This window comes from Allotamlana fucoidanivorans (assembly GCF_045788535.1).
Classification (GTDB): domain Bacteria; phylum Bacteroidota; class Bacteroidia; order Flavobacteriales; family Flavobacteriaceae; genus Allotamlana; species Allotamlana fucoidanivorans.
The window spans coordinates 2169429-2192004 of record NZ_CP074074.1; the positions used below are offsets into that span (position 1 = coordinate 2169429).

The following is a 22576-nucleotide window of genomic DNA, read 5'->3' on the forward strand; positions in this document are numbered from 1 at the left end:
ATATGAAAAACGTCATAATAGTCATATTATTTCTTCTATTCACTATAGTGGGTTTTTCTCAAAAAGAGATAGATACCATTGGAAAATACGATATATGGAATCTCCCGGAGCTGCCCATATATCCAGGTGCTTACGAACCTAACTGGGAATCTTTAAAAAAATATGAAGTACCAGAATGGTTCAGAGAAGCTAAACTAGGGATTTGGTCTCATTGGAATCCACAATCGGTTCCAGAGGCTGGAGGGTGGTACGCCCGCTGGATGTATATTGAAGGTGATAGGCGCTATGAACACGGTATTGAAAACTATGGGCATCCTTCAGAATTTGGCTATAAAGATATTTGTGTCATGTGGTCATGCAATCAATGGGATCCCGATGCCTTCTTGAAAATGGCTGTTGATGCTGGAGGGAAGTATTTTGTAGCCCTAGCAAATCATCATGATAATTATGATAGTTGGAATTCAATATACCAGCCATGGAATTCTGTAAATATAGGACCTAAAAAAGATGTCATTGCCATTTGGAAGGCGGCAACAGAAAAATATGGATTGCCTTTTGGGGTGTCCGTGCATGCATCGCCAGCCAGAACATGGGGGCAATTTATGCCAAATTATTTTGGAAGTGATAAAGAAGGCAAATATAAAGGTGTCCCTTATGATGCGGCCACTGTGACTTTTGAAGATGGCAGAGGAACAGCTTGGGAAGGTCTTGACCCAAAAGACCTGTATGGATTTCCACATGACAAGGAATTGGATGCGAATCAATCGCCATTTGCAAATCAGTTTATGTGGCGCGTAGACGATTTACTTAAGTACAACCCCGATTTGCTTTATTTTGATGAAAGTGTGGGCGTCAATGGTTGGGTGGATTTAGGCGTAAAAATGGGTTTTGGTCACCTTGCACCACAAATAGCAGCGAATTATTATAACAAAAGTATGGCCATGAACTCTGGCGAGCAAAAAGTTGTTTTAAATATGAAAGGGGTTGGTGGTAGAGCTAATAGTTTATATACCATTGAGGAAGCTGAGATTGTTGCCAATGCCTTGGTAAAAGATAGTGAGAAAAAGATTGAAGGGCAGATAGAACCTTATCCTTTCCAAACAGATGATGCTATTGGCCCTTGGTTTATTAATAAAGAAAGACTTAGTTACAAAGATGCCAAATGGGTGATTCATACATTGATAAATAATGTTAGCAAAAACGGAAATCTATTGTTGGCCATTCCGCAACGCGCCCAAGGCAACGTAGATCTCGAAGCGGTCGAAATTTGTAAAAATATAGGAGCATGGATGCGCGTAAATGGTGAAGGTATTTATGGGAGTCGTCCATTTGAAATTTTCAAAAGTAACGTCGGTAGCTACTATTTTACAAGAAGAGAAGGTTATATTTATATGTTCTGTTTAGACTGGCCTAAATCAAAAAAAATAGCAATTCCGGAGTTGAAAAAAGGAGGAGCTACCATTGGAAATGTTTTAGAAATAAACCTTTTAGGAAGTAAAGGCAAAATTGTTTTCAAACAAGATAATGAATCCCTAATAATAGAGATACCCAACAATGCACCAAATAAGATTGCTGCTGTATTCAAATTAAAGCAAGACAAAACATGGATAAACGATGATGATCCCGGAGTAGGTTATTTTGGATGGATTCATAAAGTAAACCGTGATAATGGAGAGTTTAATAATGATGTTCATGAATCTTATGAAATAGGTGAAAGATGTACCTTTTTGTTTGAAGGAATAGGGATCGATATTGTGGCCAATACATCACCAAATATGGGTGTTATAACCATTCTAATTGATAATGAATTACATGATACGGTAGATTTGAGTAAACTACAAAGTTGCGGAGTACAGCAAACTGTATTTTCTTCAAAAGAAATACCTTTTGGCAAACACAAAATAGACATTATAAATGCAACCAACAAATTGGTCGCCATAGACGCTTTAATAATCAAATAAAAACTATAGATAAAAATGAAAAGATGTTTTTCACTTTTTTTAATTACACTTTTACTTACCAATTGTGCTTATCCTCAAGATAATGAGTTAGCTAAACCCTCCTTAAAACAAATACGATTTGCAGACTGGGAAGTCGGAGCATTTATCCATTTTGGATTGAATGTATTTACGGGAATGGAACATGGGGATGGACAGTTTCCACCGTCAATGTTTAATCCAACAAATCTTGATGCAGAACAGTGGGTGTTAACAGCAAAAGACATGGGGGCGAAATACGCTTGCTTAACAGTTAGGCATGAAGGCGGTTTTTGTTTGTGGCCATCTAAAACGACTGATTATACTATTGCAAACAGTCCATACAAAAATGGAAAAGGAGATATTGCCAAGGAGTTTGTAGATGCTTGTAGAAAACATGGTATTGTGCCAGCATTTTATCATACAGCTGCTTTTGATGCGAACGCTACATTAGGAACATACGAGGGTGATTTGGAATTACCACTAGAATGGGGAGGCACATGGAGTACAGCAATGGGGGAGGCCCATAAAAAAGATCCAGAATTAAGAGAACGTTTAAAGAAAAAACAAGTAGAGCAAATGCGCGAATTGCTTACCAATTATGGGCCAATCGGTTTTATGTGGTCAGATCATTGGGATGCTAAGGACCCTAATGGTGTTTGGAGAGCTGTTACCGACTTAGCAGAAGAACTTCAACCAGAAATGGTGTTTATGGGGCCAGATTCTTGGGTGCCAGGTAATGAAACAGGCCATGTGGTATACCCTATGTGGAATCCTGTAAATACAGTAGATGGTACGAAATATTCACGGCCTGCGGCAAATGACAATGACGTTACTACTGAAAACAACTATGGCCTGTTGGAGGGAGAGGTGCGCACAGGCCATCCCTTGGGTAAGTTTTGGCGTGTTAGAGAATGTACTACCAACACAGGTTTTAATTATGGCGGATGGTTTTGGCATCCTGATTCTATTAAAAGAACAGCCCCCAAAAAGCACTGGGAACACCTAGATTTATATTATAGAACAGTAGGACTAGGTGCCAATGTGATTATTAATTTACCACCAGATAATAGAGGGTTGATTCCAGACGATATCGCAAAAGCTGCTAAGAAATTTGGGGATGAAATCCAAAAACGGTTCTCTAATCCAATAGCAGAATTAAATACGGTTAGTTCTGGAGATATTGTAGAATTGTCTTGGGAAAGCCCTCAAAAAATAAATACCATTGTAACGATGGAAAACATTGCCAACGGACAAAAAGTAGTAAGGTATACACTTGAAGCATTTGTGAACGGGAAATGGCAAAAATTAGAACCTAGAAATAGGGTCATGGGCTTTAAGCCTTACAATAATAACCCGGGATATGAAACCATAGGTCATAAAAAAATTGACAGGGTAAAACCAGTGGTAACAAACCGCATTCGCTTTAAATGCCTAGAGTCTGTTCTACAACCTGTAGAAATTAGAAGTTTTTCAGTTTATAATTGCGACCCAATAATAAGAGATTTCGATGCCAGTTACCCTTATATAAGTGGGGTTGAGACGATTTATGAGTCTGCACATGGTGGTGTTAGAAGAGATAAAAACTACAAAGGAGGCAAAATAGTTATCAATGGAAAGCATTTTGAACATGGTTTAATGGTGTGTCCTGTTGCAAAAGAAAAGAAAGGTGTTGTTGAATATGATTTAACAGCATATCCTAAAGCTAAAGGTTTAAAAGCTTCAATTGGTATTGAAGATATGATTGGTGACAAAGGTTCGGTAGTTTTTATAGTAGAGGGCTATAAAAATGGCGAATGGATAGAATTATTCAAAAGCAAAAAATTCACTGGAATAGATGATGCCGAAGATATCCATGTAGCATTCCCTTCAAAACTTGAGACACTTCGTTTAATTACAACAGATGGAGGGGATAATTCAAATTCCGACCATTCAATTTGGGCGAACGCAGTATTTACAGAATAGTTTATAGTTTAATTATGATAAGATATAGAATTTCAACAGTAGCGATCGTCTTGGCATTGATAAGTTTTGCTTGCAAACGAGAAGAAAAAAAGGATATTGAAGCGGAACTTCCAACATTGGCTAAACCCAGTAAAAAACAGATTGAGTTTGCCGATTGGGAAGTCGGTGCTTTTTTTCACTTTGGCTTAAATGTGTTTACAGGGCAAGAACATGGAGATGGTAAGGAATCGCCATCAAGATTTAATCCAACCGAGTTAGATGCAGAACAGTGGGTTCTAACGGCCAAATCAATGGGAGCTAAATATGGCTGTTTAACGGTAAGACATGAGGGTGGCTTTTGTTTATGGCCGTCTAAAACTACAGATTATACCATAGCCAATAGTCCTTATAAAGATGGTAAAGGAGATCTTGCTCAAGAATTTGTTGACGCCTGTAGAAAGCACGGATTAAAAATAGGGTTTTATCACACTGGGAGTCATGATGCACATGAGGGCTTAAGTTGGTACGATGGTTATATAGGTTGGGCTGATAATAGAGATTCTTTAATGACGGTAGCCTTTAGGAATAAAGAAAGGAAAGAGAAGTACAAGCAGGTACAATTAGATCAAATGCGAGAGCTTTTAACTAATTACGGCCCAATAGATTTTATGTGGTCAGACCATTGGGGTGCTCCCGGAAGTGAATTTATATGGAATCCCATGACGGATCTAGTGGCAGAACTTCAACCCAATATGGTTTTTATGGGACCAGAAACTTGGGTGCCAGGTAATGAATCGGGGCATGTGGTATATCCTATGTGGAATGCCGTAAATACCGTTGATGGTACTAAATATACACGTCCTGCACCAAATACAAACGATAGTATAGTTGCCAACGATTATGGACTCTTAGAAAACGAAGTAAGAACAGGGCATCCATTGGGAAAATATTGGCGTGTTAGAGAGTGTACAACACATTGGGCATTTCACAAAGGTGGGTGGTTTTGGCATCCAGATGTTACATTGCCATTCCCTTTATCCAAGCATGTAGATTTATATTACAGAACAGTAGGTTTAGGGGCTAATACCATAATAAACCTGCCGCCAGATAACAGAGGGTTGGTGCCTGATACAATAGCTGTAGCAGCCAAACGATTTGGGGACGAAATCAGAAAACGCTTTTCAAATCCCATAGCAGAGTTGAATGAGGTGCAAAAGAGCGATATCGTGGAGCTGGAATGGGTAGAACCAAAAGAAATCAATACGGTGGTTTTAATGGAAAATATAGTTAATGGACAACGAATAGCTAAATATAACTTGGAAGCTTTTGTTAATGGCAAATGGCAAGATTTAAAGCATGTTAACTATTTCCCGTCGGCTAAAAAGCCATATAATAAAACACCTGGTTATGAGACTATAGGTCATAAAAAAATTGACAGAGTAGAACCAGTAACAACGAATAAGATTAGGTTTAAATGTTTGAAATCTGTTTCTGGAACAGCCGAAATACGTCGAATACAGGTTTTTAATTGTGAACCCTATGATACATTAAAGTAACTACAAAATTTTCTAAATCTATATTTAAAATGAGTAATAAAAGGATGCTATTAGTTTTTGTTGATGTGGATTTTTGGAGTCAAAAAATCCCCCAAAATGGAAAAGCTTTACCTGGGCCATTTCAAAATTTAAAAAAGGAAAAGAGCATGTTTAAAGTTTGAAATGGGTTAAAAGTTTTGGAAGAAATGAGTTACCTGATTTTTCGAAATTCCATATATAATATCCAATAGATAAAAATTTTAATATAAAATGATAGACAAAAAAATAGCATTAGTATTTATTAGCGTAATTACAATTTCAACCTGCTTTTCTCAGAAGACAACTAAGAATATTGATTCTAAAATTGAAGAACTTATTTCGCAAATGACTTTAAAAGAAAAGGTACATCAATTAGCAACGCAATACCCAAACGCCAACATGCGGCTGGGAATCCCGAATATAAGTGCTAATGAGTGTTTGCACGGAATAAAAATGAATCATGCCACGGTATTTCCACAGGCTATAGCTATGGCAAGCACCTGGGATTTAGATTTAATAGAGCGTATGGGGCATACGGTGGCCAAAGAATCAAGAGCCTTCGGTATACACCAATGTTACACCCCCATGTTGGCTGTCGTTCGTGATATTCGTTGGGGGAGAACTGAAGAGAGCTACGGAGAAGACCCCTATCTGGTTGGAAAAATTGGTAGTTCCTACATTAAAGGCCTGCAGGGTATGGGCGATAAGCGCTTTGATAAAGACCATATTCTGGCCACTGCAAAGCATTTTGTAGCGGATGGAGAACCAATGGCTGGTGATAATGGTGCGGCTCATGACATATCAGATTATACTTTACATAACGTACATTTATATCCGTTTCGCTTAGCAATTGAAGAAGCTCAAGTAGGCGCTATAATGCCCGCACATCACTTGTTGAATGGCATTCCATGTCATGCCAATACCGAAATCCTTAATGATGTTTTACGAAATGACTGGGGTTGGGATGGACTCATAGTGTCAGATAATGGAGATTTAAGATCCCTAAAGCGCGTGTTTAATCATGTGCCAGATTGGAATCATGCCGCAAATGTTGGGCTTGAGGTTGGGATTCATCAAGAGTTGGCGTTGTTTCAAGGTTGGAACGAACAACGCATGTATGGGGATAATTTAATAGAGGCGGTTGAAAAGGACGTCGTTTCTGAAGATTTGTTAAATAATGCCGTAGCGCATGTGCTAAAGACAAAGTTTGAACTAGGACTTTTTGACGCCGACGTGACTTTAGACGATCGTTTTGATGTTATAAAATATCCTGATAATGGAGAGCCAGAAAAAGTATCTCAGCACGATGCTGAAATGTTCAAAAAAGCTCTATATGTTGGGCTTGCAAAAGAGAACTGGAAAGACATAGTTGATAATCAGGAACATAATGATCTTGCACTAGAAGTGGCACACAAAGGGATTGTGCTTTTAAAAAATGAAGATAATCTGTTGCCTTTATCAAAAGAAAAGAGTAAGAAAATTGCGGTGGTAGGACCTAACGGAAGTGCTATGCGTTTGGGTGGTTATTCGCCAGATATTCCTAAATACTACATTTCAATTGTAGATGGTATAAAATCGTATGTAGGTAACAATGCCGAAGTAGCTTTCGCAGAAGGTTGTGATTTTACGCCTTCTATAGAAAATATCCCGGAGGCGGTCGCTTTGGCTGAAAAGTCAGATATTACAATTGTTGCCATTGGTGGATCGGAAGAAACCTGTCGGGAAAATCAAGATCGCGATGAATTAGGTCTTCCAGGACCGCAACAAAAATTGGTAGAAGCCATTCATGCTACTGGCAAACCCTATATTGTTGTATTATTAAATGGCCGTCCGCTTTCTATTGAATGGATAGCTGAAAACTCCAAAGCGATTGTAGAAGGTTGGTATTTGGGTCAGGAAACAGGAAAAGCCATTGCCAATGTACTTTTTGGTGAAGTTAACCCAAGTGGTAAATTGCCAATTTCATTTCCACGGAATGTAGGTCAGGTACCCTTGTTTTATAATAAATTACAAACAGGACGTCCAAGAGATATCTACAATTCTAATCCAGAACCCTTATTTCATTTTGGGTATGGGTTAAGTTATACCACGTTTGATTTTGATGAACCAAAACTTTCTAAAAACACCATAAAGGTAGGAGAAACCGCAACCGTTTCTACCATGGTTAAGAATATAGGTAATTATAAAGGAGAGGAAGTGGTGCAGCTTTACATTCACGATAAAATTTCTAAAAGAGCAAGGCCGCTTAAGGAGTTGAAAGGGTTTAAACGGGTTGCATTAAATCCAGGTGAATCAAAGGAAGTCAGTATCGAAATAGGAACCCAACAGTTAGAATATTGGAATGATGGCGATTGGAAAATAGAGCCTGGCGCCTTTGAGATTATGATTGGCAACAATTCTGAAAACTTAAAAAAGTGCACCTTAATAGTCGAAGAATAATACGATTCCACTTGTGAAAATAATGTTTTCAAGACATTCATATTTAAAAAGAATATTTCTTGCCTATCTGGCTTTGGGAGCATTTTTCTTATTATTTGGTGCAAGAGATATTGAAGCACAAGAAAAGGAGTTCTTGCCAAACTTTGAATCATTAAAACAATATGAATGTCCTGAATGGTTTCGAGACGCTAAGTTTGGAATTTTTCTACATTGGGGATTAAATAGTGTTCCAGGTTACAATGGGCATTACGGGCGTTATATGTATTGGCAGGAAAAGCCAGAGGTTGTGGAAGGGACAGGCTGGAATGAGGGGGGAGCTGATGTTTACCAACATCATCTGAATACATACGGACACCCCACAGAATTTGGTTATAAAGATTTTATTCCGCTTTGGAGAGCTGAAAAATTTGATGCTGAAGAGCTAGCAGCTTTCTTCAAAAAAATAGGTGCAAAATATATTGTGCCTATGGCAGTTCATCATGACAATTTTGATAATTGGAATTCCAAACATCATAGGTGGAATGCGGTTAATATGGGGCCAAAGCGAGATATTATTGGAGAATGGCAAAAAGCCTGTAAAGATCATGAGCTTAAGTTTGGAGTGTCGTCACATTTTAATGGTGGGCATGAAAATATTTTTTTTCAAGGTAAAGCTGATACTAGTGGGCCTAAAAAAGGATGGCCTTATGATACAGTAGATTCAGAATTTCAGGATTTTTACCATAAGCGTACATCCGATAGGAAGAAAATTGCCCCAGAGTTTGGTGAGCAATTTTTATTAAGGCACCTAGATCTTATTGATAGTTATAATCCAGACTTGCTCTATTTTGATGGTGGATTGCCCTATGGGGAAAACGGACTTAAAGTGGCAGCTCATTTTTATAATACCAACTTGAAAAATTCTGGAGGTGAAACAAATGGCGTCCTTAATCTAAAAAGAGATTTCCCTGAAAGAACAGCAACATTAGATATTGAAAAAGGGCAGGCAGATAAATTACGGGAATTGCCATGGCAAACAGATACGACGATCAATGAAGGTTGGTTTTATTTAGGGGATGAGAAGTCATCAAAATATACAAAACATAAAAAACCTTTGTATCAAGAAGATGGCAGATTAGCACATCCAGGATTACGTATGACAGCAGGTTTGGTTATAGATAATCTGGTGGATATTGTAAGCAAAAATGGAAATTTGTTGTTAAATGTTGGGCAACGTTCTGATGGCAGTATCGACGAAGTATTTATAAATGAACTAGAAAAAGTAGGGAATTGGTTGAGCTTAAATGGAGAAGCCATCTACGGAACAAGACCTTGGATTACTTACGGCGAAGGGCCAACTAAAATAGAAACAGGTTTCGATACCGAACCTCTAAAAGAATGGAGCAGTGAGGATATTCGTTTCACCACAAAAGATAATACTTTGTATGCTATAGCTTTGGATTGGCCCATTGAAAAAACAACAACAATTAAGTCCTTGTCGAGTAATCAGTCACGCTTGAAAGAAATCAATTCGGTGGAATTGATAGGCTTTAAAAGGAAATTGAAATGGAAAAGAAATACAGAAGGACTTGTTATTTCTTTACCAAAGAAAAAAATTGGCAATTATGCCTTTGTATTTAAAATTGAAACAAAAGATGAAGTCGATTAAAATTATAATATTGGTTTTATGTATGTACTCCTGCTCGATAAAAAAGCAAGAGGTAACCGTAAAATCTCCTAAAGGACATATTGAAGCAAAATTCCAGCTTCTTAATGGTAAACCTACAGTAGCGTTGTTTAAAAATAACGTTCAAATATTAATGCCTTCCTCATTAGGGCTTAAATTAAAAGAAGTACAAGAAACTATTTTTTCAATAGACAGTGTTGTATCTAAAGCTTCGAATACAACATGGGAACCTGTTTGGGACAAACATTCCAAAATAGTTGATGATTATAAAGAAACAACCTATTGGTTGAAAGGTGGTAATGGATTTGTTTTAGGGGTGGTTTTAAGAATTTATAACGATGCATTGGCCATACGTTACGAAATTCCGGAGCAAGAAGGTTTTAAAACATTTACCATTGCAGAAGATTTAACATCTTTTGTATTCACCCAAGACCATACCTTTTGGTCTGCCAATGGAGAACGCCACAACTTAGGACCTTTACCATTGAGTGAGTACCCTAAAAAAACCAAGTATACTCCAACAGTATTACAATTGGAAAATAATAGTTATGCTTCCATATTAGAGGCCGCAATTTATAATTTTGCCAATTTTAATTTAGCAAAGGGTAACGAGGATTTTAGCTTAAAGTGCGTTATGAATGCATCTGTTGGGTCAACGCCTGCCAAAACATCGTGGCGTGTGGTTTTATTGGGGGATAAACCTGGCGATTTGGTAGAATCGAATACGTTGGTAAATCTTAATCCGCCATGTGCCATCGAAGATCCATCATGGATAAAACCGGGGAAAGCCGTTTGGGATTGGAGAGTTTGGGGGTATAAAACAAAAGATGGCTACACATACGATTTAGATACCAAATCCCACAAACGTCTTATCGATTTTGCTGCAGAAAATAATATCAAATATTTACTAATGGATGCCGATTGGTACGGACCGGAATTCTCGCCCGATGCTGATCCAACTTCAGCAAATAGTAAAATCAATATTGAAGAAAACATGGCCTATGCCAAAAACAAAGGCGTGGGCATTATTCTGTATCTAAACGATGTAGGTGCTAAAAAATTTGGTCTGGAACGTATCTTAAAACAGTTTAGCGATTGGGGAGCTTCAGGAATCAAGTATGGATTTATGACCACCAAAGAACAAAAAAAGGTTATTTACACCAGAAAAGTAGTAGAGCTGTGTGCCAAATATAAGTTAACAGTAAACTTCCATGATGGTCCATTGCCTCCAAGTGGCGATCGAAGAACATGGCCCAATTTGGTTACCCGAGAATACGGACACTCACAAGCAGACGCCAAACGGTCATACTATCCAGAAACGGTAGTTAATCAGGTGTTTATTAATATGATAACAGGGCCATTGGACATGTGCAATGGTTGGTTTGGTTTCGAGGAAGCCGAATCTCGAGTTAGAGTGTTTGAAAAAATACCGGGAACCGTAGCAGCGGAAGTTGCAAAACTGGCCGTTCTTTTTAGTGGGATTCATGTGATACCAGACTCCCCAGAAGAGTATAATAAAAAATCAGATTTGTTTGAATTTGTGAAAACCTTACCAGATAGTTTTGATGAATTAAAGATCATTAATGGTACAATAGATGAATTCGTTACTGTAGGGAGAAGAAAAGGGGACGATTGGTATATTGGTTCCTTAACCAATAGGGATTCAAGAGTTATAAGCATTGATTTGTCCTTTCTCAAAGAAGGAGAAACATATAAAGCAACACTGTTTGAAGATGCTCCAAATAGTCATTTTTTAAATAATCAAGAAACTTATATAATAACCCGAAAAACTGTAGCTAAAGGAGATGTTTTAAATGTAAAACTAGCGCCAGGCGGTGGACATGCGATTCGGTTAATTAAAGAATAAAACCATTATAAACTACAAAAAAGTCAACACTATATGAAAAACATAGCATTTATTCTTATAATGATACTGGCTGTATCATGTAAAAGTCAAACTAATAAAGAGGAAGAACAAGAAACCAATCCAATTGTTTTTGAACCGACGGTTGAATCTCTCCAACAATATGAATGTCCAGAATGGTTTAGGGATGCTAAGTTTGGTATTTACATGCATTGGGGGGCTTATTCTGTTGCAGAACAAGGAGAATGGTATGCCAGAAGATTGTATGTGGAAGATAGACCAGAATATGAACATCACTTAAAAACATATGGACACCCTTCTGAGTTTGGATATAAAGATTTTATCCCGATGTGGAAGGCAGAAAATTTTGATCCAGATAAATTAGTAGGTTTATTCAAAAAAGCAGGCGCTAAATACTTTACACCATGTGCGGTACATCATGATAATTTTGATTTATGGAATTCTAAACACCATAAATGGAACGCTGTAAACATGGGCCCAAAGAAAGATTTAATTGGTATGTGGCGAGACGCAACCCTTAAAGCGGGTTTGCGTTTTGGGGTAACAACCCATTTATCAAGAAGTTATAGTTGGTTAAATACTGCGAATGGCACAGATTCTAAAGGGCCTATGAAGGACGTACCATATGACGGAGCCCAAGGTGAAGGAAAAGGACTTTATCCGCCAAAGCATGACGATACGCACCCGAGAGCACCATTTAATGCACCAAAAGAATGGCGCGATTTATGGGCTAATAGACTTAAAGATTTAATCGATAATTACAATCCAGATTTACTGTATTTTGATTGTGCTGTGCCGTTTAGAGGGGATGATGAAGGTAAAACGGGTATGGACGTTATAAGTCATTTATATAACCACAGTACAGAGATTCATGGTGGTAAAAATGAGGCCGTTATGACAATAAAAGACCGCCCATGGCAGGGGCTATATGCCGATGGCATTGCTACACTCGATTTTGAAAGAGGTAAAGCTAGCCACATCTTGAGCGAACCATGGCAAACAGACGACTCAATGGGACCATGGGGATATAACGTTAATAGACCCTATACGACTAGTGCGACGCTTATTGATAAATTAATTGATATTGTGAGTAAGAACGGCAATATGTTGCTCAACGTGCCCATAAAGGCAGATGGGACATTAGATGAAACGGCAACATCTATTTTAGAAGATATGGGCGAATGGCTGGTTGTAAATGGCGAAGGTATTTATGGGACAAGGCCATGGTACACTTATGGGGAAGGTCCAACACACCACATGCCACATTTTACAAGAAAATCACCTTATGGGGCAAAGGACATAAGATTTACTAAAAAAGGAAATATTCTGTACGCTTTTGTTTTGGATTGGCCAGGTGATAATGCAGAAGTCCTTATTGAAATGATAACAAAGTTGAATACTAGAGTAGGAGAAATAAAATCCATAAAACTATTAGGGCATGATGGTGAAATTAAATGGAATGCGGGTCCAGACGGGTTGGTGATAACCACGCCAAATCAAAAGCCAAATGATTTTGCCTATACTTTTAAAATCGAACTTAAGGAATAACTAGAGTCGTTAAATAGTTTGATTGTAACTGGTTAAAATAAATGAAATGCGTTTAAAACTAAAAATTTGGATGGTCATAGTGTTTGGGAGCTGCTATTATCTAACTGCACAAAATAATCCCTTAAACATGAATGCGCTATACACAGCCGATCCTACTGCTCGAAATTGGGGAGATGGCAAATTATGGCTGTATACATCACATGATGTGCCATGTATGGCAAGCTATTCTGCCATGAATGATTGGCACGTGTTTTCCTCTGAAAATGGAACGGACTGGGTAGATTTTGGAAGTGTACTATCCTTAGATAAACTAAACCAGAAAGGCTGGGAAGTATATAATGCATGGGCACCAGATTGTGTATACATTGAAGGATATTACTATTTTTATTTTCCAGTAAAAGGTATGAAAGATAAAGAATGGAAGATAGGAGTTGCAAGTAGCAAAAAACCTCAGGGGCCATTTGAAAATCCAAAAGTACTAGTTTCAAATTGGGGCATAGATCCCAATGTGTTTGTTGATGATGACGGAAAAGCCTATTTATATTGTCAGTTTAAAATGGGTGAACTTAATGAAGATATGATAACAGTGAAAGAAGAAACTATTGTAGAATTAAAAGATGTAGCTCCAATTCCTTATAGTCATTTCGAAGGTCCTTTTGTATTTAAGCGCCACAATAAATACTACTATCTGTGTTCATCTGAAGGTTACAAACGATTAATTTATTACATGAGCGACCTCCCGCTAGGCCCTTGGGAATATAAAGGCACGCTTATGGCTCCGGATGAAAAACCGGCAGAAAACAATCATTGCTCAGTAGTCAAATATAAAGGTAAATGGGTCTTATTCTACCATCAAAAAGAATGTAATAAAGCACGTAAAATATGTGCAGATTATTTGGAATTTAATGAAGATGGAACCATTCAGCAAGTTGTCAGGACAGAAAAAGGAATTCAATTTTAGTTTTAACAAGTAAAAATGATAAGATATATAGTAAGCTATTGCATTCCATTCTTTTCTATAAAATCATTTCGAATGAAAAAAAGAACTATTTTTTATTTACCACTACTCGCAATTTTTTATTTCAACTCTTGTAAATCGCAAGAAACAAATAACAAACGTCCCAATATTATTTACATCATGACTGATGACCATTCGGCAGAAGCCACAGGTATTTATGGTGGACGTTTAGCCGATTTAAATATCACTCCTAACCTTGATAAATTGGCCGAAACAGGTATGGTTTTCGAAAATTGTTTTGTAACCAATTCTATTTGTACCCCTAGTAGAGCATCTATTATTACGGGACAGTACAGTCAAACAAATGGTGTTCTAGATTTATGGAATGAGCTGGATATAGATAAGCAATATCTCCCTCAAGAGTTGAATAAATTAGGTTATGAAACGGCAATAGTAGGAAAATGGCATTTGCATAAGGAGCCTATTTCTTTCGATTATTACAAAGTATTCCCAAATCAAGGTACTTATTTTGATCCCGAATTTAGGGAAAAAGGAAAAGGGACATGGCCAGATAATGTTGTTAAGTATAAAGGACATAGTTCAGATGTGGTAACCGATAACGCTATGACTTGGTTGAATGAAAGAAAAAATAAGGAGAAGCCATTTTTTCTAATGTATCATTTTAAAGCACCCCATGGTATGTTCGAATTTAACCCAAAATACGAGTCATACTTAAGTGATGTGAAAGTTCCAGAACCAGAAAGTCTATATCATCAACCCTATTGGGGGTCAGAGGCTACCAGAGGAAAAAATGATAGTTTGATTCATATGATGGGATCTTCAATTTCGCCAAGACACAGAAATAGAAATTACGTAAATATCTACAAAACAAAACAAAGAGGGGCCGAAAAAGAACAAACAAGTGCTGCTTATCAGGAATATTTAAAACGTTATCTACGATGTGTAAAAGGAGTTGATGATAATTTAGGGCGTTTTTTTAAGTATTTAAAAGATAATGGTTTATGGGAGAACACGATTATTGTTTACACGTCCGATCAAGGGATGATGTTGGGAGAACACGATTTAGCCGATAAACGGTGGATGTTTGAAGAATCCATTCGTATGCCATTAATTGTTCATTATCCTGAAGGTATTAAAAAAGGGAAACGAGTTGATGAGATTGTGAATAATACAGACTTCGCACCAACACTTATAGAAATGGCCGGCGGACAGGCACCCGATTACATGCAAGGAAAAAGCATGAAGGAAATTCTGGGAAAAGGGAAAGCCACAAATTGGAGAGAGTATACCTACTATCGTTACTGGATGCATATGATTCATCATGATATTCCTGCACATTTTGGGTTGCGAAGTAAAGATTATAAGCTTGTTTTTTATTACGGGAGATATCATAACTTAGAAAAAGAAGGGACACTTTCCATGTATTGGAATGACGAGAATAATTCTAATAAAGTATCCCCAACACCAGTGGCTTGGGAGTTTTATGATTTAAAAAAAGATCCGCTAGAACTTAAAAATGAATATAGAAATCCGGAGTATAAAAGTGTAATAGAGACAATGAAGTTACAACTAAAAGCTGAAAGAAAAATTTTAAATGAAGAAGATGATAAATATCCACACCTTAAGAAAATTATAGACACACATTGGGAGAATTAATGTTTTAACTAAGGTCTAAATTCTTCGGTTGTTTTAACTTAAGTGAACAATTTATACCCATAATCTGATTTTTCCAAACGCGTATAAACTACTTCAATAGTATAACTTTGCTTTGAACAAAGAATTATGCTTTTTGCTTAATCTCCTAAATTATAATGATAAGCTGCTTTATGATAAAAAATGTTTTTTTAATTTTAAGGAAGGGGCTCCCACTTTGGACTTTAGTGTGGTGTGTTTTGGCTCATGCACAAACAGAACTTTATGTAGCTACCAATGGTAATGATGCCAATTCAGGTACCATAGATAGTCCATTGGCAACAATGATTGGCGCAAGAGACAAGGCTAGAAGTACAGGTGTTAAGACCATTTATATTCGTGGTGGGCGCTATAATTTTGATACCACCTGCACCCTTGATTCACAGGACTCAGGTCTTACAATTAGTGGTTACCAAAACGAAAAAGTAATTTTTGATGGTAGTCAATTCATTGATGCAGATAAATTTCAATTGGTTACAGATGCTGGGCTTTTAGCGAAACTTCATGCTAATGCACAAGGCAAGGTGTACGCACAAATCATTACAGATAATACATTAAAAACATTATTAGACAAGGCTTCTGCCCAACTTTCAGTAAATGATAAAATGGCAACCGTGGCTAGATTTCCTAATCTAGGATTTGCTCATATTGATAAGAATAACCTGTCTGGAGAATCCATAAATGAGGAAGGAACTTATGAAAATCCTAAGGGTGCTGAATTTAAACTGCTTGAAACATTTGATGCTGCTAAATGGAATGCCGAAATTGGTAGGGTAAAAAAGATCAGGGCAAATGGTTACATGTCTGCAGATTGGCTCAAAGAAAAAATATCTGTTGCAAAGGTAAATTCGAGTGGAAGTATTCAGCTAAAAGATGGCGTAAGGTATGGTATAAAGGAGGGGGCTGCAAAACAGAAACGTCTGTTTTTCTATCATGTTTTATGTGAATTAGATGAACCGGGAGAATGGTATTTTGACCCTACTGATTCTCGGTTATACTTATGGCCACAGGAACAATTAACAGGAAACAGTACCATTGGAGTATGGGCTGGTCCGCAATGTTTTGAAATAATCGATGGACAAGACATCCAGATTAAAAAAATGACGATACAGAATTTGGGATCAGGTAATAATGGTCAGGGCGCTATAAATGTGAAAGGTACTAGTAGAAATATTTTAATAGCCGGTATTACATTTAGATTTATAGCAGAACCCTTAACCTCTGTTAATTTGTGGCACGACGTAAGAGATAGTAAAGTGTTGAGTTGTGATTTTTACGATGTTTCAAATAACAGTAGATTATATGGAGGTAAAACAACGTCAACTTCTGTTGAACCAGGAAATAATACCATCGAAAATTGTCATTTCACACAAGTCTATTCCAAAGATTTTTATGGAAAAGCCGTTGGAATAACAGGAGTAGGTAATGTTTTCAAGAATAATTTAATTCATAATACGAACGGACAACCAGTGACACATGGCGGAATCGATCATGTCATAGAATTAAACGAATTATTCAATGTTGGGGTAGAAGAAGGTGATGGAGGTGCAATTTACGGAGGCGCTGAGATTTGGGCTTTCGGTACCAGTATAAAACATAATTTTATTCATCATATTATGTCTGTTCCTAGTCTCGTGGGAAGGTCTGCTATACACCATGATGGCTATAATGGTGGAAAAAACACTTCAGAAAACGTCATTTATAAAGGTGGCTGGTTTGGTTTAAAATTAGCATCTGGACCAGGGCATATTGCCGATAAAAATGTGTTTATGGATACTCATATAGGTATAAGATCTAGAGATCCAAGAACAACAGGGCATTATGAGATTGCCATGGAGTTTTTAGATCGGGTTGGGGGTAAATCGCCTACAGCTACTAATACTTCAGCAAATTATATAGGAAAGATGCTTATTGAATTTGGTAGGTCTGGATGGGAGAGTTCTGTTTCCTCAAGCAATTGGTATGATATGATTGATCCCTACTGGAAATCAAGATATCCGTCGTTTGATTTAGCTATGAAAGCTATTTTTGATAATAAAATTATAAATTCTTATGAGAGTTATTTTGATGAGAATATGTTTTGGAATATGTATGAGTCTAAATCTCAATTAACAGGAAACCCAGCAGTAATATCTAATAATCACGATATCAATCTTTCCATGTTTGAAAACGCCAATTCCTTAAATTTTAAGTTCAAGGCGCCACGGCCTAGTTATGCGCCAGATATACCGTTTGAGAACATAGGGTTATATTCTGATGAATACCGATGTGCTCTACCAGATAAAAATGTGTATCGTCAAAAAGTTAAGCAACGTTTTGATGGGCAACTAAGTTATGGAGGAGCTTCTTATGATTATAATACAATAAACCAAAGGTTATACTACAATTCAGGTGAAGTGGTTTATAAGTTAGCGCCTTGTTTAGGAGCGGTAGAAGAAGTAGGCGATGACACTTATGTATTAAAGGCAATAGGAGAGACCTGTCCAGATAAGGGCAATGGTCAATTAAAGATAGAAGCAAAAGACATAGGGAATTATAAAGCAAGCCTAAATGGAGGTGCCGATATTAATTTCACTAGTGATTGGATTATAGAAAACCTTTCTCCTGGAGATCATGAAGTATGTATCACCAATGCGTCAACAAATACAGTTCAGTGTTTTGGATTTACAATAGAAGCGGGCTCATCGGTTACAGGTAAGACCAGTGCAACCAAGCAAGGTGTGAATATAGAAATTACAGAGGGAACGGCTCCGTTTGCAGTTATGGTTAATGGTGATATGATTATGGAGACTTCTTCTCACGCATTTTTTGTAAATGCGAATTATGGTGATCTGGTAGAGGTAAGTACCAGTGTGGTTTGTGAAGGTAAAATCACAACAACCATGGATGGTATTTTAAAAGTATCACCAAATCCAACACAGGGCGAATTTGAGATACAATTATCTATGCCATTAAAAACAGTAACAGTTGGGGTTTATAATCTATATTCACAGTTAATATCATCAAAGTCATATATTGTAAACGGAGGTAGGATACAGATAGATATTACAGGCAAACCAGCGGGTATTTACTTTGCTGTACTGCAATTAGGAGGCGATAAGCCGAAGGTTTTAAAAATAATAAAGGAATAAAAATGAAAAAGTATATATATATATTCATAGGACTAATAGTATTATCATGTAGTGGAGGTGGCGATGATCCTGTAGATCCGGGGCCAGATCCGGGGCCAGATCCAGGGCCATCAACAAATACGGCCCCAACGGTTCCTACTTTAGGTACTCCAACCAATGGTCAGTTATGTATAGATAATAATTTAAGTTTTACATGGAATGCTTCAACCGATGCAGAAGGAGATGCTATAAAGTATACTATAGAAGTATCAAGAAATGATACTTTTACTCAGATAACACATAGTTTTAATAATCTAGAGGCTCCAACAAGAACAATATTATTAGAGCGAGGCATAATTTATTATTGGCGTGTCAAGGCAACAGATAGCAAGAACAAGTCGAGTGCATATTCATCGGTATTTCAGTTTTATACAGAGGGTTATGGTGAAGAGAACCATTTACCATATCCTCCAACATTGATACAACCTGCAATGGATGCGACGATTAAGGGCGGTTCAGTATTTTTAGCATGGGGATCAACCGATGTAGATGGTGATGCCTTAACCTTTGATGTTTATTTAGACACCAATAATCCGCCAACAACGGCAATAGTAACGGGTCATACTGATAAAGATTATATGACTTCTACTTTATTAGGAGGAACAACATACTATTGGAAAGTTGTAGCAAAAGATGACAAAGGAGCCTCATCTATAGGACAGGTTTGGAGTTTTACAACAGAATAATTATTAAAGTATACTAAATAAGATAATACCAATAATGAAAGGATATAAAAAAAGAGAATCGTTGATAATGTTTGTGATTTGTATGTTTTGTATTGTAATTAATGCACAAACAGAACTTTATGTAGCTACCAATGGTAATGATGCCAATTCGGGTACCATAGATAGTCCATTGGCAACAATGATTGGCGCAAGAGACAAGGCTAGAAGTACAGGTATTAAGACCATTTATATTCGTGGTGGGCGCTATAATTTTGATACCACCTGCACCCTTGATTCACAGGACTCAGGTCTTACAATTAGTGGTTACCAAAACGAAAAAGTAATTTTTGATGGTAGTCAATTCATTGATGCAGATAAATTTCAATTGGTTACTGACGGCGGAATGTTAGCCAAACTTCATGCCAAGGCACAGGGTAAAGTTTATTCGCAGTTAATAACAGATAGTGGTTTAAAAGCAATTTTAGATAAAAATACGGCACAACTTTCTATAGATGATAAAATGGCAACAGTAGCCAGATATCCTAATATTGGGTTTGCTCATATAAATGTGTCTACAGTGTCTGGGGAGACTGTAAATGAAGAAGGAACACACGATAGCCCTAAAGGAGCCTCATTCAAGTTGCGAGAAAATATTGATGGAGCAAAATGGAGCTCAGAAATTAATAGGGTAAAAAAAATGCATATAAAAGGATACATTTCTGCAGATTGGCTTAAAGAAAATCATCCTGTAAACGCCGTTGAAGCTGATGGTACGATAAGGCTTCGTGATGGATCTCGGTATGGTATTAAAGATGGTGCAGCACATGTAAGTAGATTGTTTTTTTACCATCTTTTATGCGAATTAGATGAACCCGGAGAATGGTATTATGATTCTACAGATTCTAGGTTGTATTTGTGGCCACAAACACAGCTTACAAGTAACAGTTCAATTGGCGTTTGGGCAGGGCCTCAACGTTTTGAGATTAATGATGCTCAAGATATTCAGATAAAAAAAATGACGATACAGAACTTAGGTGCTGGTAATAATGGAGATGCAGCCATTAATGTTAAAGGTTCAAGTAAAAATATTTTGGTCGCTGGTGTAACGTTTAGATATATAGCAGAACCTATATTATCATTGAATTTTCTTGATGATACCAGGAATTGCAGAGCTACTAGCTGTGATTTTTATGATGTTCCAAATAACATTCGTTTATATGGCGGAGGTATTACTTCAACGTCTGTGGAATATGGAAATAATATAGTTGAGAATTGTCATTTTACACAGGTTTATTCTAAAGATTTTTATGGAAAAGCAGTTGGTATAAGAGGGGCAGGAAATATTTTTAGAAACAACTTAATTCATAATATGAATGGTCAGCCTTTAACACATACAGGATCAGATCATATTATTGAGCTTAATGAGGCTTTTAACATTGGTATAGAAGAAGGTGATGGAGGTGCATTCTATACTGGAGGGGATATCTGGTCATTCGGAAATGTTTTAAGACATAATTTTATACATCATAACATGACCGTACCTGGTTTATTAGGTAAAGGAGGGATACATATTGATGATGTTGATGCGGGAGACCAAATTTATGAGAACGTATTCTATAAAGGTGGTTGGGCATCGGTTAAAATGAATAAGGCTGGCGGACATTCTATTAGAAGTAATGTTATGATCGAACCGTATATTGGTATTAGAAATAATAGTAATGGTTTAACTTCCAATTATGATACGGCAATGAATTATTTAACAACTGATCCAACGAATACCATTAAGGCGAATTATATGGGTAGAATGCTTAAAGAGATAGGTGTGTCAGGATGGCAAAGTGGATTAACGGCAGATAATTGGCCAGATAGAGTAGAAAACTTTTGGTATTTAAGATATCCTAAAATGAAAGAGTTATATGAGGCACTTAACACAAATAATAGTCTGGGAGGATATGCAACTGATTTTACGGATAATATGTTTTACGGTGTGATATTACGAGAATACACCACATCTTCTTTAAATCTTGAAACAATAACAGGAACACAGAATGTTACTTTAGATATGTTTGCGAATCCCAGTTCCTTAAATTTTAAGTTCAAGGCGCCACGGCCTAGTTATGCGCCAGATATACCGTTTGAGAACATAGGGTTATATTCTGATGAATACCGATGTGCCCTACCAGATAAAAATGTGTATCGTCAAAAAGTTAAGCAACGTTTTGATGGGCGGCCTTGTCATAGTAGTTCAGCATCATACGATTTTAATTCCATTAACGAATTGCTCTACTACAATTCAGGTGAAGTGGTTTATAAGTTAGCGCCTTGTTTAGGAGCGGTAGAAGAAGTAGGCGATGACACTTATGTATTAAAGGCAATAGGAGAGACCTGTCCAGATAAGGGCAATGGTCAATTAAAGATAGAAGCAAAAGACATAGGGAATTATAAAGCAAGCCTAAATGGAGGTGCCGATATTAATTTCACTAGTGATTGGATTATAGAAAACCTTTCTCCTGGAGATCATGAAGTATGTATCACCAATGCGTCAACAAATACAGTTCAGTGTTTTGGATTTACAATAGAAGCGGGCTCATCGGTTACAGGTAAGACCAGTGCAACCAAGCAAGGTGTGAATATAGAAATTACAGAGGGAACGGCTCCGTTTGCAGTTATGGTTAATGGTGATATGATTATGGAGACTTCTTCTCACGCATTTTTTGTAAATGCGAATTATGGTGATCTGGTAGAGGTAAGTACCAGTGTGGTTTGTGAAGGTAAAATCACAACAACCATGGATGGTATTTTAAAAGTATCACCAAATCCAACACAGGGCGAATTTGAGATACAATTATCTATGCCATTAAAAACAGTAACAGTTGGGGTTTATAATCTATATTCACAGTTAATATCATCAAAGTCATATATTGTAAACGGAGGTAGGATACAGATAGATATTACAGGCAAACCAGCGGGTATTTACTTTGCTGTACTGCAATTAGGAGGCGATAAGCCGAAGGTTTTAAAAATAATAAAGGAATAAA

Annotated in this window: 12 protein-coding genes; all 12 read left to right on the forward strand. The window is 37.1% G+C overall.

What is annotated here, in order from left to right; genetic code table 11:
• The first annotated feature begins 2 nt into the window (after positions 1–2).
• The 12 genes from KFZ70_RS09675 to KFZ70_RS09730 all read left to right on the forward strand — a co-directional run bounded on the left by KFZ70_RS09675 (position 3) and on the right by KFZ70_RS09730 (position 22575).
• Positions 3–1961, forward strand: a complete 1959-nt coding sequence (locus KFZ70_RS09675; RefSeq protein ID WP_139698753.1) for an alpha-L-fucosidase — start codon at positions 3–5, stop codon at positions 1959–1961.
• Positions 1962–1976: 15 nt separating this feature from the next.
• Entirely contained in the window at positions 1977–3941 is a 1965-nt protein-coding gene (locus KFZ70_RS09680) for an alpha-L-fucosidase (protein WP_139698754.1), read from the forward strand.
• Positions 3942–3955: 14 nt separating this feature from the next.
• Positions 3956–5476, forward strand: a complete 1521-nt coding sequence (locus KFZ70_RS09685; protein WP_139698755.1) for an alpha-L-fucosidase — start codon at positions 3956–3958, stop codon at positions 5474–5476.
• 249 nt (positions 5477–5725) lie between these two features.
• Positions 5726–7933: a glycoside hydrolase family 3 C-terminal domain-containing protein gene (locus KFZ70_RS09690; RefSeq protein ID WP_139698756.1), complete on the forward strand. Its 2208-nt coding sequence runs from the start codon at positions 5726–5728 to the stop codon at positions 7931–7933.
• Between the two features lie 22 nt (positions 7934–7955).
• On the forward strand, positions 7956–9581 hold the full coding sequence (locus tag KFZ70_RS09695; protein ID WP_139698757.1) for an alpha-L-fucosidase: 1626 nt from the start codon (positions 7956–7958) through the stop codon (positions 9579–9581).
• The gene (locus tag KFZ70_RS09700; RefSeq protein ID WP_158293239.1) at positions 9568–11466 is read left to right on the forward strand and encodes a glycoside hydrolase family 97 protein; all 1899 of its coding nucleotides are present in this window, start codon (positions 9568–9570) and stop codon (positions 11464–11466) included. Before KFZ70_RS09695 ends, KFZ70_RS09700 begins: the two co-directional genes overlap by 14 nt.
• Before the next feature lie 33 nt (positions 11467–11499).
• The gene (locus KFZ70_RS09705) at positions 11500–13032 is read left to right on the forward strand and encodes an alpha-L-fucosidase (RefSeq protein WP_139698759.1); all 1533 of its coding nucleotides are present in this window, start codon (positions 11500–11502) and stop codon (positions 13030–13032) included.
• Between the two features lie 127 nt (positions 13033–13159).
• Positions 13160–13993 (forward strand): family 43 glycosylhydrolase, encoded by an 834-nt coding sequence (locus KFZ70_RS09710; RefSeq protein ID WP_158293240.1) that lies wholly within the window; start codon positions 13160–13162, stop codon positions 13991–13993.
• A gap of 72 nt (positions 13994–14065) precedes the next feature.
• Positions 14066–15667 carry a sulfatase gene (locus tag KFZ70_RS09715; protein WP_139698761.1) on the forward strand — a complete coding sequence of 534 codons (1602 nt, stop codon included), beginning with the start codon at positions 14066–14068 and terminating at the stop codon, positions 15665–15667.
• A 170-nt stretch (positions 15668–15837) separates the two neighbouring features.
• The gene (locus KFZ70_RS09720) at positions 15838–18834 is read left to right on the forward strand and encodes a T9SS type A sorting domain-containing protein (RefSeq protein ID WP_407515419.1); all 2997 of its coding nucleotides are present in this window, start codon (positions 15838–15840) and stop codon (positions 18832–18834) included.
• 2 nt (positions 18835–18836) lie between these two features.
• On the forward strand, positions 18837–19559 hold the full coding sequence (locus tag KFZ70_RS09725; RefSeq protein WP_407515420.1) for a hypothetical protein: 723 nt from the start codon (positions 18837–18839) through the stop codon (positions 19557–19559).
• A gap of 34 nt (positions 19560–19593) precedes the next feature.
• Complete coding sequence (locus tag KFZ70_RS09730) at positions 19594–22575, forward strand: T9SS type A sorting domain-containing protein (RefSeq protein WP_407515422.1); 2982 nt, start codon at positions 19594–19596, stop codon at positions 22573–22575.
• Position 22576 lies beyond the last annotated feature (1 nt).